The sequence below is a fragment of the Serratia sp. C2(1) genome, assembly GCF_036352655.1.
Taxonomy (GTDB): Bacteria; Pseudomonadota; Gammaproteobacteria; order Enterobacterales; family Enterobacteriaceae; genus Serratia; species Serratia inhibens.
This window is the reverse complement of sequence record NZ_JAZFBA010000001.1, coordinates 3,211,286-3,224,913: the sequence shown is the minus strand read 5'-3', so window position 1 is coordinate 3,224,913 and position 13,628 is coordinate 3,211,286. Positions and strand designations below refer to the sequence as shown.

Annotated in this window: 12 protein-coding genes; 4 read left to right on the top strand and 8 right to left on the bottom strand. The window is 55.2% G+C overall.

Annotation, left to right across the window (positions count from 1 at the left end; translation table 11 throughout):
* Positions 1 to 12 precede the first annotated feature (12 nt).
* From nqrF to nqrM, 3 genes are read left to right on the top strand one after another with little or no spacing between them, the layout of a single operon-like run.
* Positions 13 to 1,236 carry an NADH:ubiquinone reductase (Na(+)-transporting) subunit F gene (gene nqrF / locus V2S86_RS15130; RefSeq protein ID WP_330763068.1) on the top strand — a complete coding sequence of 408 codons (1,224 nt, stop codon included), beginning with the start codon at positions 13 to 15 and terminating at the stop codon, positions 1,234 to 1,236.
* Complete coding sequence (locus V2S86_RS15125; RefSeq protein ID WP_330763067.1) at positions 1,237 to 2,268, top strand: FAD:protein FMN transferase; 1,032 nt, start codon at positions 1,237 to 1,239, stop codon at positions 2,266 to 2,268.
* 7 nt (positions 2,269 to 2,275) lie between these two features.
* On the top strand, positions 2,276 to 2,503 hold the full coding sequence (nqrM, locus tag V2S86_RS15120) for a (Na+)-NQR maturation NqrM (protein ID WP_330763066.1): 228 nt from the start codon (positions 2,276 to 2,278) through the stop codon (positions 2,501 to 2,503).
* A gap of 37 nt (positions 2,504 to 2,540) precedes the next feature.
* On the opposite strand, the gene V2S86_RS15115 is transcribed toward nqrM, so the two are convergent.
* On the bottom strand, positions 2,541 to 3,437 hold the full coding sequence (locus tag V2S86_RS15115) for a glycerophosphodiester phosphodiesterase family protein (protein WP_330763065.1): 897 nt from the start codon (positions 3,435 to 3,437) through the stop codon (positions 2,541 to 2,543).
* A gap of 239 nt (positions 3,438 to 3,676) precedes the next feature.
* Here V2S86_RS15115 and dinB point away from each other — a divergent pair, with 239 nt between their 5' ends.
* Positions 3,677 to 4,738, top strand: coding sequence for a DNA polymerase IV (gene dinB / locus V2S86_RS15110; protein WP_330763064.1), 1,062 nt, complete (start codon positions 3,677 to 3,679; stop codon positions 4,736 to 4,738).
* Positions 4,739 to 4,867: 129 nt separating this feature from the next.
* On the opposite strand, the gene V2S86_RS15105 is transcribed toward dinB, so the two are convergent.
* From V2S86_RS15105 to tssF, 7 genes are all read right to left on the bottom strand, one after another.
* Positions 4,868 to 5,359, bottom strand: coding sequence for a DcrB-related protein (locus tag V2S86_RS15105; protein WP_330763063.1), 492 nt, complete (start codon positions 5,357 to 5,359; stop codon positions 4,868 to 4,870).
* 13 nt (positions 5,360 to 5,372) lie between these two features.
* Positions 5,373 to 7,205 (bottom strand): OmpA family protein, encoded by a 1,833-nt coding sequence (locus tag V2S86_RS15100; protein ID WP_330763062.1) that lies wholly within the window; start codon positions 7,203 to 7,205, stop codon positions 5,373 to 5,375.
* A complete protein-coding gene (locus tag V2S86_RS15095) occupies positions 7,199 to 8,560 on the bottom strand; it encodes a GlcNAc-transferase family protein (protein WP_330763061.1) in 1,362 nt (453 codons plus the stop codon). Before V2S86_RS15095 ends, V2S86_RS15100 begins: the two co-directional genes overlap by 7 nt.
* A gap of 12 nt (positions 8,561 to 8,572) precedes the next feature.
* Complete coding sequence (locus V2S86_RS15090; RefSeq protein ID WP_330763060.1) at positions 8,573 to 9,562, bottom strand: fimbrial protein; 990 nt, start codon at positions 9,560 to 9,562, stop codon at positions 8,573 to 8,575.
* A 3-nt stretch (positions 9,563 to 9,565) separates the two neighbouring features.
* Positions 9,566 to 10,603 carry an ImpA family type VI secretion system protein gene (locus tag V2S86_RS15085; protein ID WP_442996149.1) on the bottom strand — a complete coding sequence of 346 codons (1,038 nt, stop codon included), beginning with the start codon at positions 10,601 to 10,603 and terminating at the stop codon, positions 9,566 to 9,568.
* A 101-nt stretch (positions 10,604 to 10,704) separates the two neighbouring features.
* Positions 10,705 to 11,724: a type VI secretion system baseplate subunit TssG gene (tssG, locus tag V2S86_RS15080; RefSeq protein ID WP_330763059.1), complete on the bottom strand. Its 1,020-nt coding sequence runs from the start codon at positions 11,722 to 11,724 to the stop codon at positions 10,705 to 10,707.
* Positions 11,721 to 13,601, bottom strand: coding sequence for a type VI secretion system baseplate subunit TssF (gene tssF, locus V2S86_RS15075; RefSeq protein WP_330763058.1), 1,881 nt, complete (start codon positions 13,599 to 13,601; stop codon positions 11,721 to 11,723). Before tssF ends, tssG begins: the two co-directional genes overlap by 4 nt.
* Positions 13,602 to 13,628: the final 27 nt, after the last annotated feature.

Below are 13,628 nucleotides of genomic sequence, written 5' to 3'. Positions count from 1 at the left end.
CGGGAAGAATCTATGGAAATTATTTTAGGCGTCGCGATGTTTACCGGCATCGTTATGGTGCTGGTACTGCTGATCCTGTTCGCCAAATCAAAGCTGGTGAACACCGGTGACATCGCGGTGGAAGTTAACGGCGATCGGGGCAAGAGTTTTAATGCGCCGGCGGGCGACAAGCTGTTGAACATGCTCTCCAGCCAGGGGATCTTCGTGTCCTCGGCCTGCGGCGGTGGCGGCTCCTGCGGCCAGTGCCGGGTGGTGATTAAAGAGGGCGGCGGCGATATCCTGCCGACCGAACTTTCGCACATCAACAAGCGTGAAGCGAAAGAAGGCTGCCGCCTGGCTTGCCAGGTGAACGTGAAGCAGAACCTGAAAATCGAGCTGCCGGAAGAAATTTTCGGCGTGAAGAAGTGGGAGTGCGAGGTTATCTCCAACGATAACAAAGCCACCTTTATCAAAGAGCTGAAGCTGAAAATCCCCGACGGCGAAGACGTGCCGTTCCGCGCCGGCGGGTTTATCCAGATCGAAGCGCCGGCCCACGACATCAGCTATGCCGATTTTGACGTGCCGGAGGAGTACCGCGGCGACTGGGACAAGTTCAACCTGTTCCGCTACCGCTCGACGGTGAACGACACCACGGTACGCGCTTACTCAATGGCGAACTACCCGGATGAAAAGGGCATCATCATGCTCAACGTGCGTATCGCCACGCCGCCGCCGCGCGCGCCGGACGTGCCGCCGGGCATTATGTCCTCCTATATCTGGTCGCTGAAGGCTGGCGACAAGGTGACCATCTCCGGGCCGTTCGGCGAGTTCTTCGCCAAAGACACCGACGCCGAAATGATCTTTATCGGCGGTGGTGCCGGCATGGCGCCGATGCGCTCGCATATTTTCGATCAGCTCAATCGCCTGAACTCGAAGCGCAAAATCACCTTCTGGTACGGTGCGCGTTCGCTGCGTGAAATGTTCTATGAGGATGATTTCAATCGGCTGCAGGCGGAGAATGAAAACTTCACCTGGCACGTGGCGCTTTCCGATCCCCAGCCTGAGGATAACTGGACCGGCTACACTGGCTTTATCCATAATGTTCTGCTGGAGAACTATCTGAAGCACCACCCGGCACCGGAAGACTGCGAGTTTTATATGTGCGGCCCGCCGATGATGAACGCGGCGGTGATCAATATGCTGAAAGAGCTGGGTGTCGAAGATGAAAATATCATGCTGGATGACTTTGGTGGCTAAATGCGCATAGGGGCAATGAAGGGCTGGATGACGGCGGTGGCGCTGGGTGCCACGTTGTTATTGACCGGTTGCGGGCCGGAGCAGGTGAATCTCGATGGCAAAACCATGGGGACGTCTTATTCGATCCGTTATGTCACCGGTGACGACACGCCGTCGGCGGCCAGAATACAGGCGGAGATCGACAAACGCCTGGAGTTGGTGAACGATCAAATGTCCACCTACCGGCCAGGCTCGGAGCTGAGCCGCTTCAACGCCAGCCGCGAGGTGGGCAAACCCTTCCCGGTATCGGCCGCGACCACCGAGGTGGTGCTGGAGGCGCTGCGCATCAACCGCGTGACCGACGGTGCGCTGGACGTGACCGTCGGGCCATTGGTCAATCTATGGGGCTTTGGCCCGGAAGGGCGACCGGACAAGGTGCCGAGCGCTGCCGCATTGGCACAACGCCGCGCCTGGACCGGCATCGACAAACTGTCGGTGCAGGGTAATGCGCTGGTGAAACACATCCCGGAGCTGTATGTCGATCTCTCGTCCATCGCCAAAGGCTATGGCGTGGATGTGATTGCCCAGTACCTGCAATCGCAGCAGGTGAAAAACTACATGGTGGATATCGGCGGTGAGGTGCGCACCCGTGGCCACAACGGCGAGCAGAAACCCTGGCGTATCGCCATTGAACGGCCGACGGCCGGCGTGGAGCAAAAAGCGCAGTTGGTGATCCAGCCGGGGGAGATGTCGATCGCCACTTCTGGGGATTATCGCAACTACTTTGAGCAAGATGGCGTGCGCTACTCGCACACCATAGATCCGATCACCGGCCGGCCGATCCATCATCATCTGGTTTCGGTCACCGTACTGAGCCCGACCTGCATGGCCGCCGACGGCCTGTCGACCGGGTTGAACGTGCTGGGGCCGGAGCGCGGTATGGCGTTGGCCAACCTGATGGGGATCCCGGTGTTCATGATTGTGAAAACCGCCAACGGATTTGAAGAGCGCTACTCTGAGGCGTTTAAACCCTATCTGAAAAAGATCTTGTGAGGCCGCTATGTTGACGGTATTTATCGCCACCTTCGTGCTGTTTCTGTTGGTTATCGGCGGTATGTCGCTGGGCTATGTGTTCAAACGCAAAAGCCTGCAGGGCAGTTGCGGCGGCATCACTGCGTTGGGGATGGAAAAGGTCTGTGACTGCCCGGAGCCTTGTGATGCGCGCAAGAAGCGCGAAGCCAAAGCGGCGTTGCGGCGGCAACAGTTGGAAAAACACCGGATCATCTGAAGACGAGGGGCGCAAGTGGCGCCCCTTTCTCTATCGGTCACTTGGCCTTGCGGAAGTCTTTCGCTTCGGCCGGTGAGTTGACCATCACTCCATCGGCCCCCAGCACCAGTGCCTGCCGGTATTCCGCCGCTGAATTGACGCCGAACAAAATGATATGCGCCGGGCCTTGCGAACGGAAACAGTCGATCGACTCTTTATCCCAGGTCAGAAACGCTTTCGAGCGCCCTTCGCCCAACGTGTATTTCTCCACCACTTCCACTTCACGTTTCAGCTCCAGCCCGTACCAGCGCGGTTGCTGATTATCCGCTTTCAATTCGCACTGGTGCGCCATGGTGACATTGGCCAGCAGGGTGCGGGTGTCGTCGCGGCTTTCAAAGCGTTTGATCTGCGGCGGCAGCGCTTGCAGGTATTTGGCATCGGTAGAATATACGCGGGTGCGGTTCAGGCTGTCGGTCTTCTCCAGCGTTGCCAGCAGCGCTTTGCCAAATTGCGTCGGATCGGCGTCCGGCGATTTGATATCCAGATAGAAGGTTACCTTGGGGAAAGCCTCCAGGATCTCGTCCAGACGCGGGATACCTATGCCTTTGCCGCGAAACGGATGCGTTTCACCTTTTGCGAATGACCAGCCGGCATCCACTTTGGCCAGTTGATCGGCAGTATGGGCGGAGACCGGCCCCTGCTCGTGGGTCAATGTTTTGAGATCGGAAGGGCGGTACAGCACGATCGCGCCGTCTTTAGATTGCTGTAGCGTGACCCAAATGGCGTCGGCGCCATTTTTCAGTGCGGTTTCAATGGCGATGCGGGTGTTTTCCGGCGCGTCTGCGGTGCCGCCGCGGTGGGCGATAATGGCTGGAGCATGGCCGACAGCGGCGCCCGCCGCCAGCGAAACCAGCGACAGCGTGGAAACCAACAGCAAATGGGAAAACCTGATCATGCGAGATACCTTTTATGCTATACCCGCCGTCTTTCGAGCCGCAGCCTTGTGAGCCGCCACATGGAATCCATAGGGTATAAGGATGAGAGAGCCTGAGTCAGCGGAAATCATACTATTGAAAAATTAAGCTTTTTTAACAACGCGGAAATATCTGGCGCAAACGCCGTTTTCTCCATGTCTGCCGAGTCTTGAGCTTTCAATTATTGGCTGTATACTTATACAGTGTTATTGGAGGCGCGATGCGTAAAATCATTCATGTCGATATGGACTGCTTCTTCGCGGCGGTAGAAATGCGCGACGATCCCAGCCTGCGCGATATTCCGTTGGCGATCGGCGGCAGTGCCGACCGGCGCGGGGTGATCAGCACCGCCAATTATCCCGCACGCCGCTATGGCGTGCACAGCGCCATGTCGACGGCGATGGCCTTTAAACTGTGCCCGCACCTCAAGCTGTTGCCAGGCCGCATGGCGGCGTACAAGGAAGCCTCGTTGCACATTCGCGAAATCTTTGCCCGCTACACCCCGCTGATTGAACCGCTGTCGTTGGACGAAGCCTATCTGGATGTGACCGACTGCACCCAGTGCAATGGCTCGGCGACGCTGATTGCCCAGGAAATCCGCCAGGCGATTGCCGAAGAGCTTAACCTCACGGCCTCTGCGGGCATCGCGCCGATCAAGTTCCTCGCCAAAATTGCCTCGGAGCTGAACAAACCGAACGGACAATACGTCATCACGCCGGCGCAGGTGCCGGCTTTTTTGCGGCAACTGCCTCTGAGTAAAATCCCCGGCGTGGGCAAAGTGACCGCTAAACGGTTGGAAGAAGTGGGGCTGATCACCTGCGCCGACGTGCAGCAGTACGATCTGGCGCTGTTGCTCAAGCGTTTCGGCAAATTTGGCCGGGTGCTGTGGGAGCGCTGCCAGGGAATAGATCAGCGTGAAGTCTCGTCGGAAAGGCTGCGTAAATCGGTGGGGGTGGAACGCACGTTGGCGGAAGACATTCATGATTGGGAAGACTGCGAGGCGCTGATCGTCGACAAGCTCTATCCCGAGCTGGAAATGCGGCTGCGCAAGGTGAAACCGGATCTGCATATCGCGCGGCAGGGCGTGAAGCTGAAGTTTCAGGATTTTCAGCAGACCACTCAGGAACACGTTTGGCCGGTGCTGAATAAAGAAGATTTGCTCAACGTGGCGCGGCAGGCATGGCGTGAACGGCGAGAAGGCCGTGGCGTGCGGTTGGTCGGCTTGCACGTAACGCTGCTGGATCCGCAGCTTGAGCGGCAACTGTTACTGCCGTGGGAATAACAATGGGCAAATCGTACATTCTTCTTTGATAAGCCAGGGAGAATGACGAGGCTAAGCTGTCGGCTATTGAGATATTCATAATGACTGCTCCAGGCCTTTTTTGGGCTTGGAGCAGAGCGGGGGGAAGACTCAACTTTCGGCGCTGATTGGGGCTTCTACAGGGATAAAGCTGTTGATAATACGTACATAATGCTTGCGCTGTGCTTCGGTAAAATCATTGTTTGCCGCCAACGTAAACACCAACAGTTTGCGAGAGTCCGGGTTGAGCTGTGGGTGCCAAGGCAGCGTAATGATGGACGAGACCTGCCGAACCCAGCCGCCGTCCTCCAGAAATTTATTGGCGGTCTGCAGCACGGGCAGTTTAGCCGGGCCAATTTCATGTTGCAGGTTTTTTCCTTCCACTTCGAATCCCGGGACCGAACGTTTCATTTTCTCCCACTGTTTTTCGCAAAAGTCATCTACGGTCTGATCGGTTTCCAGCCTGGCGCGGTTAATCAGAATGTTGTAGGGGTTATGGTCGTCGTCCATATAACGAAGAATATTAATCGACTGATCCTCAAGATGATCCAGCGTCACGAAAGTGCCTTCATTAATGGGGTAGGTCATTGATTTCTTGCTCATAAGTGAGTTTCTCTTAATCCTTATAGGGCTGTGTAGATAACGGAATGATCTCGACGCGGCGGTTTTGCGCACGTCCTTTTTGGGTGTCGTTACTGGCTACCGGGCGGGAGTTTCCTGCGCCTTCAACGATGAACTGACTGGCTGACAGGTTGCCATGTTCAACCAACCAGTCCCGAATGACCCGGGCTCGCTCGGTTGAAAGCGCCAGATTGACGGCGGCGGATCCCGTATTGTCTGAATGGCCGATGATGAGGAACATTTGTTCTGGGGCGCGAACCATCTTTGGCACTATTTCAGCGAGTATCTTTTCGCTATCGGGCATCAGGTTGCTGCTGCCATTTTCAAACAGCGGTGCGCTGCCACTCAATGTGTACTGGGTGACGTCAGAGGCCGGAGTGGGCTCCTTGAAACGTGTTCGAAAAGGGTTTAGCTGGGTCAACTGGTCACGTATTCCCCCCCAATGTGGCCCGTTGTAATAAATCAATCCGCCAGCCAGGCAAGCGAACAGAACCAGGAGTGCGGTGATTTTCGGCCAGCGTCGACGGGAGGGCTTTAATGCAATGATCGTCGGAACCGCTCCGGGGGGCGGAGGAGGCGGTGTTTCCACAATCGGCGGGAGGGGAATAACAGGCAACGGAGGCAGGGCAATTGAAGCGGAAAGGCCCGGCAGAATACTGTACTTCTCCGCAAGCCAAAGGGACCATGCACCGTGGCGGATGAATCCTTGCCCGTGGTCGGCCAACGTAACGCCGGCGAGATCGAGCTGTGTACTGTCAAACATCGTTTGCAGAACATTCATTATCCGACTTTCGGCAAGCCAGGCTACGAATGTAGAGCCCAGCGCGTGTCGCTGTATGGCGTAAATATCGTTGCCATCATCGCCGGCATCAAGCTCGTCAATAAGCCCAACAAGGCGGGGCTCCAGCTTCAGATCCCCGTAGGGAGGAGCTGCTAAACCGCCGGTCCAGATTGCTCCATCGGGATCGTGTGGATAACGCTGTTGGCTCAGGCGCGTATACAACCCCAGCATGCACGGCAAGTGCTCGGGAAGTCGCGTAGAAGCAAAGGCATATTGCCACGCAGTAATTTGTTCAATCATGATCCCGTTGTTTTGAAATCCGTCGGCAAGCAGCGGGAAAAAGGCGAGGGTAGCCATCGAGCTGTGGCTTTCCTTCAAATGCTCGAGTCGTTTAACAAGTGAAGTCGCGTGCTCAGCGACAACCCAAACAATCCCGCTGTCGTTGCTTGTGGAAAGGTCAGATTGGCTAAACCATTTACCGGCAAACGGCCCAATAACACACACCATCAGGCGCGGCGAAGCCGGGAGCGTATCGCTTGGTGTTCCCCAGAGGGTGGTTTCTGATTCCGGTGGCGCGAAGCTGGGGCGAACGCGGGAAAAGTAACGGGCACGGGAAGCTGAGCGTAGCGAAACCAAGGTTTCAGTTTGCCCTTCTACCTGAATCAGGAGCGTCAGTAGTTTCCAGGCGTAGCGGAACATCACGTCGCTGTCGGTCTTCAATAAGACCTCCAACTGAGCGGGTAATGAAAGGGCCTCTTTACTTTCGTTGTAGCCGTAAAAGTAGTGCATCAGCGAATAACGTTGCCAGGATAAGGAGTTATTCTGCGGGTCGTTGGTGAGACGTTTGTCGAAATAACCGCACAAGGCTTGGCAGAGCGCTTCGCTCTCTGTCTGCAGCTGGTTTTCCGCCAGTAGGGCTTTATTGAGCTGCTCTATCAACGAGGTTAGCTTGAGCTGGAAATCTGCGGCGGAGGGAATGATTCCGTCGAAAGAGAACAGGGTATCGATCCCAATCAGCCTGCAAAAAAAGGTTTCGCTTTTCACCATGCTTTCTCCGTGATAGCACCCCAGCCGGACGCCGTAGACCACGGGCATAGCCGTATGACGGCGGGGTGAACCGTGCTGGCGGTTTTGAATTCGATTGATAGGGTTAGCTCGTCATTGGGCGATTTTTTCCGTAACGTCTCAAGTTCCTCGATGCCCAGCGTGCGCTTATACAGCAGGACATTTTGCCCGTTATAAACGTTCAGGTGCAGGTCGCTCATGTCCGGTTCAAGGGGGCGATATTCCGACGCATTCAGCGTGATGGCTTTCTTGTGGTAGGCGTACTGGCGGTCAAGCCAGGCTTTTTCGTCGGTGGGAGGGGCGGGGAAAAAACTCGTCAATGCCGGGCCCATCACTTCAGGCAGAACCGTACCCTTTTTCAGGTAAATGCCTGCCTGATACTCAAATTGCCTTAGCGTACGCTTGCTGCCCAGCATGTAGGGAGCAAGACTGGCGGCATTCTCGCTTTCCAGGCCCAGCAAGATTCTGACGCGTTTTTTCGAGACGCGGTCCCATTCCCACCACGCTTTCTCAACCACTCCGTCATCCTTGGCCTGATTGGTGTGATCGCCCCAGATCTTGTGGTGTTCCTTGCGTTGGTAGTAGTGCCAGAGCAGCGGTTTATGCGGGTGGTAGATATCGTATCCGTGGGTGAATGCACGCACGGCCATGGCAATTTCTTCACCGGCGAAGAAAATCTGCGGATCGTTAGGGATGCTCTTAACATAGCCACCGTCGGTAAAGATGAATCCGCCGGCGAGGTAGCTACCGCGAATCGGTGCGGTTGCTTCAAAAGGCGTGGAGCTTAACATCGGAATGCCTTCCGTGTTGTATTCACGGAAAATTAAGCGGCTGACGTAAGTATTCTTGCTCGCCTCTTCGTTTTCTCCCGGGGTATAAGCCGGGGGATAAGACGAAATAATGGGAAGAGACGAGGTTGCGCGTAGCTGATGCAGCATAGCGATCATTTCTTCGTCCCAGTGTGGAACGAAGCGGCAGTGGGAGTCTACCTGCAGAAAATAGCTTTCGTTATCAAACAGCGTTTCCGCCAGGCTGCGCGCCCAACAGGCACCCCGACTGGCGTAATAATGGACGCTTACGACGTCGATTCGAGCCTGGCGATAGCGATAAGCAAAGACCTCATTGCCTGCGACGGTTCGACTGCCGGCCGGTTCGAGCCCGGCCTGTTCGAAAACCTTCCGCTCTTCGTTATCCTGCCAGCAAATGGCGATATGCAGATTTTCAGGATGCGCGGCGTGCCGCAGCATATCCTGCAGCGTGGGCAGCAATTCCGGGTCACGGTAGCTGGCTATGCTGATAAAAATTGTTGCTGGGGTATCCCTGTTTTCCCGAACCATAAAAAGTCCCTGTTACTGAATATCAAAAACGATTTCCGCTTTGGCGGAGAGAGTTCCCCCTGTTGGGGCGGATTGACTGCTGGCGACCAGTGTGGCGTTCCAGGCAAACTCGGCGGGGCCTCGGCTGGTGATGCTGGTTTTTTGTTCCGACGTGCTACCGTCGACTTTCATTGCCTTGCCGGCACTATCGGTGATTTTTATTCCCAGTCGGTCCTGATTGCCTGCCGCATCTTTGGCACGGATATACGAGGCATCAGAGGAGGGGGTCGCTGTAATAATCGATGCTTTGGCCGAATAGGAGCCATAGTCGCTTTTACAGACAATGGCGAAATTCAGATTGCGCGTAACGCCGTTTTTTAACAGCGACGGGGTGACATCGTTAAAATCGACGGTTTTCGCGCTATCCGCAGTGCAGGCCGGCGTGCTGATAATTTTCATTTCACCGATGGTCAGATTCATGACGAAAGAAGCCGGATCCGCCGTCATAAGGTAGCTGTAAGCAATTTGGCCGGGTGGCAGGACGGTGTCCCCCAGCGGGTTGCTCAGACGAAGGTTATCGCCGGTTTTAAAAAATTGGATACGATAAAAAGATTGTCCAGAGTAATCGAACGTACCCGTCGATTGGCCACCCGGAAATACAAGGTTAGCGGTAGAGGGAAAGTTACCGAAAGCTGAACCGTTGCTTGCGAGCACTTTAATGCCGATGCCGGGAATATTGGTTTGGAAGATTTTTGTTGCGGCGTTCTGGCCGATGAGGTTGAGCGCACGTTTACCGTATTCTGTACCGGCCAGGCAATCATCGTAGCCAATGCTCTGTCCCGGTGTCGGGCTATCGAACTGAGCAATAGGCACTGAGGTATCTACTGGCGCATCGGCGGCAATGCGAATGATTTGCGAGGGAATGGCGAGCGGGGTTGGCGCGCCGCGGGCAAGCGTACAGACGGCCTCGGCACCGGGCGACAGAATAAGGGCAGAGAGCATAATGATAGAGATCTTTAACATCATTTATTCCTTTTCTTGATTCAGCATGGCAACGATTTCAGGAGGGTACATTTTTAAGAGGTCGGCAAAGTTTTTACCGATGCTATCCTCGGCGTACTTCAACACCTGAATCAGCGGGCTGCTGGGTTCGGTCATGGCAAACCAGCTGCGAACTTCCTGTAGGCGATGCAGCGCATCGATGCGGCTGCCAATGCCGCGTTGTACTTCTGGCGCGGCGCGTATCGCTGCCTCAGCCTGGGGAGGCTCGGTCGTTACAGCAGCGGCGGGCGTTTCAACGGCGAGTGCCGGCAAGTCGTCTTGTCCGCCAACCGCGGCGGGAATGGGGTCCGGGCAGGGAGCCGCCGCCGCAGGCGGTTCGCTGCCGAACTCGCCGGAGAACAACTTCAGAATACTGACCAAAGCGTCAAACTCCGGCGCTTCCTGCGCCAGCGTCTCCGAGAGCGCTTTTTTCATCTCCCGTATGAAATGATATGCCTGGCTCAAAGGACGAATCCCCTCGCGGGCGCTGATGTGCCATTCATGGATCAGTGCGGCGACGGCAGTATCCGAAAGCGCTCCTTCTTCACGCGGAATCTGATGCGCTTTCTCGAATTCTTTGACGGTGATTTGCAGACCGGCAGCTTTTGGCAGCAGCTGGTTACGCAAGTCCGCCAGTAAGCCATTGGCGTCATCCAGCTCGGCCAAGGCATTGGCGCGCAGAGCGGGGGTAAATTCGCCCTCGTCCAAAAGCTGCGGATGGAGATCGTCCGGCCAGGCGTGAAGCAAGGCATGCAGAGCCTCGGTCCCTTCCGCCAGAGCGGGGAGGCCAATCTTGCGCAATCGACAGCGCATCAGGATGATAATCAGCCTGATGTCCTTGCTTTTTTGCAGCAAGGCCTGGCATTCACGCTCGGTTTCCGTCCAGTTAATCGGCTCCGCCGCCTCAAAAAAATTGCCGTACTCAACGCCAAGTTTGGGCTGCAGTCTGGACTGCAGCATGATAAAGGCAGGATCGTAATCGAGGTTCTCACCACAAGGTGCATCGCCCTCGATAGGGTGCATAAGGGGCTGGTAATAATCTGAGCAGTTCAGGTTGTGCGTCTGATTCATAGCGACTTCACTTTCATCCATGAGTGGCTGCGTAATCGGCCCGTAGGGAGCCGCTAGCGGTGATACATTTCCGGTTCGAAGCTCATGCCGGAGACGGGGGAATCGCAGGTATTTCGCTCCAGCCAACTGGCGTAGCCCAGTTGATGACTGCCATCCAGCGTGGCCTGCGGTACCTGATCGGCGGCCAGCACCAGCTCTACATCCCATGCGTATTCAAAACCGATAAAACTGCGCACCAGTTCGCGCAGCACCGACAAATCGCGGCCCCACGGGCTAAACCGGGTGTACTGGGCCAGCGTCAGCGGCCCCATCAGCAATTTGAATTTGTATTGCCTGTCCAGCACGGTGTTACCGAGAATGGCGCCGTCGCCTAACAGCGTGGCGTAGCGATCGTCGCCCAGCGCGGTTTGATCTTTGCCTTCCAGAAAAATCCATTGCAGCTCAAATTCTTCCATACGAACCGGCACTTCGAAGTAATACTGCATAGCGCCCAGTAAGCCGTCCGGGTTGCGGGCTTCGCGAATCAGGTGTGCAGAAGAGGCCAGCCGGGTGTGGATCGGCAGTGGCGCTGGGGGCAGTTCGGCAGGATCCAGCCCTATCAGGCTACCGACATAAAACGAAAAACGTTCATCGTCTTTGCGGTCCAGCGAGGCGGTGTCCTGCGATAAAAACCACGCACGATAAAACAGGCTGAGTGCCCGGTGGTGAAAAATATCCGCAAAATCGGTCAGCGTGCGATCGTGCTGCTCGTAGCGGGAGTAGGCCAGTTCGGAAAGATGAAGCGGCATGGCGCCTTGCGCGCCCCAGATCCCTAAACCAAACAGTTGGAGCTTGATTTTTTCGTCCTGCCGGCTAATAGCGGAGATCTCACGTGGCGAGAACGCCATACTGGCAACCTGCCCAAGCCGGAAGCATTCTTGCGACGGCAGCGTTGCCTTGCCCGGTGGAGGAGAGTCTGGCGTGCGGGCGGCAATAGCCCGCATTATGCTGATAAAACCGGCTTCCCAGGGTTTATCTGTGTCGTACCAGCTGTCCAGATTAGCAGGCTGCCGGGAGGCGTCGCGATGATTCATAGCGCACCTCGCCTGCCTGGCCGCGCTTTCCAGCGCGCGATTAAACCACGCTGCATTGAATGCAGTTCAGTCTCGGTAAAAATGTTGATGGCGGCGTGGCGCGCCAGATAGTTTTCCATTATCAGGCCAAAGAGATAGGGACTGACCCCGGAAAAACCCTCTTCGTCGACGGTCAAGCTGCAGCACACTCCGCGTCCGTAAACCAGCAGCCCTTCATCCGACAGACGGCGAACCACCGGCTCGGTTTTGCACCCTACCAGGCTGTTAATCTGCGCCACGGAATCCAGATCGGCTGCGGTAGTGAAAAGCCGCAGCATATTGCGCAGCGACTCGCCACCCTGAGCATGGTCCATGTCAGATAATGGCAGGTAGTTAAAGCTAAGCTGGCGAATTAACCGCCATGCCGACTCGCCTACGGCGAACGGCGCACGTGGGGCGCTTGGCGAGCTTACGAATCGGGCGCCATGAATGGGAACGGAATCTGACATGGTGAGATCAAAGCTGCCCGTGCTGGTTAGCAAACGGGGTAAATCACGATTGGTGACCACCGCGTCGACCAGCAGATAGCGGATATGCTCCCCGTAGGGCGCTTCTTGTTGATCGACCAGCGAGATAAAAATTTCGGTGCCGCTGTAAGGCGTGCGGGTATCGTACTTACGACTGATGCTTTCTTTTGTTCTGACTTCGCGCTTTACCGAGAAGTAGCGTCCGAAATTGCCGGTGTCGCTGTGCCGGGTCTGATAAAGCGGATTAAATGTCAGCTCCTCACTGGTTTCCGCCTGTAAGCCAAGGACCTTATTAACGGAAAAAATCTCGTAATCGAGCGGGCGGCTGCGGTCCGGGACAATATGGAAGTTGTTCAGCGCTCGATTGACTTCGATTCGGTCTACCCGTTTCGGGAACAGATTGATCACTGGCGTGCAAAACAGCAAAAAGCGTGAGCTGTCCAGATGAGCGATTAAATCCTGCGGCAATCTATTCAGGAGAATAATAATCTCCACCTCATTCGTATTATTCTCTTCCAATGCCGCGCCCAACTGCGTGAGGGAGAAGAAGTAAAATCTTTCGCGGCAGGCAATATATTCCTGAATCAGAGTGTGACCATGGAACATATTCCATTGCAGGGGTAAAAGGCTTTGGTCCGGATCCATGCCTTCGAATTTAAGAGGTTGATTGTTGATGACATGGTGCTGGGGTTTTTCTCTGTTTCCGCTGCGGATCACCGTCGCTACATGGCTGCCGTGCAGGAGTTCAAAGGTATGGGACACAACGCGCTCATCGCCCTGAATATAAAAAGGAAGGTTATCCAACCCTTTTAGCGCGGAAAAAACCAGGTCGCCCTGCAGTTTTAACTTTATCCGCAGTGCGCCTTTCAATTGATGATGATTGAGACGATAACTTTCCAGATTAGGAATATCTGGCGGTACGGACGTCAGTCTTACTTCTGCTATCTCCAGCGGCCATAGGGTAACGTCCTGGTTATTCCTGAATTCACAGCGGGTCATTTCACCAGGCAGGATCCTGCTATAAAAAGCGCTTTGTTTGGGGATTTTATAACCATGCGTTAAATCCCCCTCGCTCAAATTAGGTTTCAGCTGGACGACGCCCATAGAGGGCGTGGGTGAATTATAGTTGGGATAGATAAGATCCAGTAACCGCTGGGTGAACTTAGGGAATTCAGCATCAAGCTTTATCTGCGTTCTGGCAGATAAAAAGCAAAATGCCTCAATCAAACGCTCCACATAAGGGTCGGCAACCTCGATACCGTGCATCCCCAAACGACCGGCAATTTTAGGATGTCGTTCGGCAAATTCTTGTGCCATTTCCCTGACGAATGTCAGCTCTCGATTGTAGTAGTCTAGGAAGTTGTGTTCCACTTGGCACCCTGTCAATTATAACGGCGA